The sequence below is a fragment of the Pseudomonas sp. P5_A2_2 genome, assembly GCF_054177685.1.
Map to the genome: position 1 here is coordinate 1 of NZ_JBGCUL010000637.1, position 2,626 is coordinate 2,626.

The 2,626-nt window shown below is 57.4% G+C and carries 2 protein-coding genes; one reads left to right on the forward strand and one right to left on the reverse strand.

Features of this window, described 5'->3' with window-relative positions; genetic code table 11:
* Window positions 1–252 (reverse strand): LysE family translocator (locus ACXRVY_RS23465; RefSeq protein ID WP_458238367.1); only part of this gene is annotated, 252 nt, incomplete at its 3' end.
* Between the two features lie 838 nt (window positions 253–1,090).
* On the opposite strand from ACXRVY_RS23465, the gene ACXRVY_RS23470 reads away from it, so the two are divergent.
* Window positions 1,091–2,368 (forward strand): DUF1254 domain-containing protein, encoded by a 1,278-nt coding sequence (locus ACXRVY_RS23470; RefSeq protein ID WP_458238368.1) that lies wholly within the window; start codon window positions 1,091–1,093, stop codon window positions 2,366–2,368.
* Window positions 2,369–2,626 lie beyond the last annotated feature (258 nt).

A 2,626-nucleotide genomic window follows, 5' to 3' on the forward strand; every position in this document is an offset into this window, starting at 1 on the left:
CAGATAACCAGCGCCGGCCCAGCGCAGCAAGTCAAACGCCGGCGCCCAACTCATCACTAACACACCGAGGCCTGCGCTAACCATGATGGTCATCAGCACGTCAGCCAGGGTTATTCCTAGCGCAGCGGCGAGGCCGGCGCGCCATCCATGAGCTACAGCATGGCTGATGACGATGGCCATGTTAGGGCCAGGAACGATCAACAACAGCAAGGCGGCAACAATGAACAGATAAAGGTCAGTGGTATCCGGCATAGGGCATAAGTCCGTGAGTGAGGAGTCATGCTAACCAGTAGTAGATAGGCAGGAGCAGATACAGTGCGGATGGATTTGGCCGCAACAGTCTGGTTTGGAGAGGGAAAAGTAATCTGCTAGACGGCACGGTAAAGCCGGTGCAAATGGCCGCATCTGGCTGCTTTCTGCCTATCACGAAGGTCAGCAGTCGATCCATAGCGGTCTTTGGCGGACCTCAAGAGTTAATCTCGGACTGTCTGCTTTTGGCTGCTGATCACGATTGGCTGTTCTCGAAGCCAAATGGTCCGTAACGGCGGCGCGTAAATATTACGGAACTGAATCTGAGCTTCTCAGCTGCGCAAGGGGATGTGTGATCTACACTCCCTGAGCGTGTGAGTGGACGCTTCGCAGTCGCTAAGTAAATAGACCTGAATTTCAGTGAGCCGCGGTCTGGGTGGGGGCACACCAGTCGATCAGCAAAACCTTGTCTGGCAATCGTGTATCAGGCGAGTTCGACAACACCTGGATTGAAGCCCTGACCGCCCACATGACCTGGCACTACTGAAAAAGTCGGGAGGGTTACAAGCATTCAAATTATTTCACCGTGGCCATGAACGATCACGGTGCCAGCTTGCTCAAAACTAACGAGGTGGAAATGAACAGGAAGTCTAACCGGGGCTGGACAATGGCTGCGGCRSTCGTCGTMGTRGGCTCAACGCTTTTYGCGGGGTGTGCGRGCAAGAACGAYCCGATCRCGCAGGCAGACAAGRCGGATGTGRCCAAGGGCGTRSCYGCGCCGAGTCTCGAGCARACCAAGGCGATCGCCGAGGAAGGCTTTATYTACGGYTTGCCGCTGGTCATGAACTACGCCGTGATGAACGAATATGCTGTGGACAAGGGCGGACCGCAATTCAAGGCGCCGTTTAACCAGATCAAGAACGAGCCTCGTGTCTTCACCTACCAAGACACGGCCATCATCACTCCGAACAGCGACACCCCGTACTCGTTTGTCTGGCTGGACCTGCGCGCGGAGCCGATGGTGATCTCGGTGCCGGCAGTGGACAAGCGGCGTTACTACTCGGTGCAGATGATCGACGGCAACACTTACAACTACGGTTACATCCGCAGCCGTGCCAACGGCAAAGAGCCAGGCCACTACATGGTGGTCGGTCCCGATTGGAAAGGCGCGCCCCCTCCCGGTATCAAGAAAGTCTTCACCTCGACCACTCCCTTCGCCGTGAGCGCCATTCGGACTCAGCTCTACAATGCCAAGGACATGCCGAATGTCGAGAAGGTGCAAGCGGGCTACAAGGTCCAGCCGCTGTCCGCCTTCCTCCATCAACCCGCGCCGCCCACTGCGCCGAAGATTGATTTCGTGCCGGCTACGACGGAAGGCATCAAGGCCAACTTCTTCGAGTACCTGTCGGCCGCGATGGAGTATGTGCCGCCATCGGCTGACGACCAGGAGATCCGGGCCAAGCTGGCGAGCATTGGGGTGGGACCCGGTCGCACCTTCGAATTCAAGGACCTCTCGCTCGAGCACAAGGCCGTGGTCCTGCTCGGGATGAAGGCCGGTGACGAKAAGGTCGACAAGTTYCTCKCGAGCGGRAYGAAGAWWATCAACGGCTGGAGCGTMGGCGCGTWCTTCGGCGACCARRCGTTCTACAARGSCGACTGGCTGAWGCGKGCTGGYGCCGCGAARGSSGGYCTCTACGGYAAYGACGCCGYCGAGGCGATGTAYCCCAWYACGCGYACCGACGGCACCGGCCAGACGYTGRATACCRGCAAGCRMAASTACACGCTSACYTTCCCSGCCGGCAAACTGCCRCCMGTCAATGCCTTCTGGTCGGTGACCATGTACGACGGCAAGAGCCAGCTGCTGGTCAAGAATCCGCTCAACCGTTACCTGATCAATTCGCCGATGCTGTCGGCGATGAAGAAAAACACGGATGGTTCACTGACGCTGTACATCCAGAAAGACTCCCCCGGCAAGGCTAAGGAGGCAAACTGGTTGCCCGCGCCTGACGACACGGTCTTTCTGGTAATGCGCCTCTACTGGCCGAAGACCGCACCGCCTTCGATTCTTCCCGCTGGCGACGGCAGCTGGCAGCCACCGGCGCTGGTGGTCACGAAGTAAATCTTGCGGCCCATTGCTGACACTCGCCGTAGGTCGGTGTCGGCTTGTGCTGCCTTTTTGCCAATAGCAGCCAATCATCAAGGGCTGCTATTGGCCCAGAGTGTGTAAAAACGCAGACACCGTTTGGAAGTCTGCGTTGCTACGTAAAATCTGCCAGCATTGGCTAGTCAGCAGACCTGAAATTTGCGTAGGAACGCGATTTTCGTTCTGGTTCTGACCGTCAAACCTGCTCTAAAACGGTTTTACACAGCCTCGACC